Below are 513 nucleotides of genomic sequence, written 5' to 3'. Positions count from 1 at the left end.
CTGGCCGCGCACAACTGCGTCACCCTGCGCCTGCCGACCCACGGTGGGCTGATGCCGTGGGATTTCGGCAAGGACGGCAACGAACTGAGCGTGCGCGTCAGTGGCCAGTGGATCTTCAACAGCATGGGCATGACCCGCGCCGCCGCACTGGCCGGCAGCGGCCTGGCCTGGCTGCCGGAAGACCAGGTACAACCGATGCTGGACGATGGACGGCTGCTGTCGGTGCTCGACGATTGGTGCCCGCACTTCGATGGGTACTACGCGTACTACCCGTCCCGCCGGCATGTAACGGTGGCGATGCGCACGGTGCTGGATGCGCTGCGCGAGCCGATGAGGTGAGGGTCAAGGAGTGCGGACCAACGGTCCGCACCCACCACCAACGGTCCGCACCCACCACCAACGGTCCGCACCCACCACACTCTGCACCCACCGGGCGGTCAGCCCTTGGCCTGTGCCGCACGCTGCGCGTTGTACCGCTCGCCGACGATCGCGACTTCCTCCAGCGCCTGTGCG

Annotated in this window: 1 protein-coding gene; it reads left to right on the top strand. The window is 68.0% G+C overall.

The features are described from left to right. On the top strand, nt 1–339 hold a 339-nt coding region (locus tag C9414_RS21170), incomplete at its 5' end, for a LysR substrate-binding domain-containing protein (RefSeq protein ID WP_219909149.1). Nucleotides 340–513: the final 174 nt, after the last annotated feature.

Origin of the sequence: Bacillus sp. Nf3 (genome assembly GCF_003028545.1) — a bacterium.
Taxonomy (GTDB): Bacteria; Bacillota; Bacilli; order Bacillales; family Bacillaceae; genus Bacillus; species Bacillus safensis.
The sequence above is the reverse complement of the archived record's forward strand: the minus strand, read 5'-3'. Positions and strand labels throughout refer to the sequence as shown.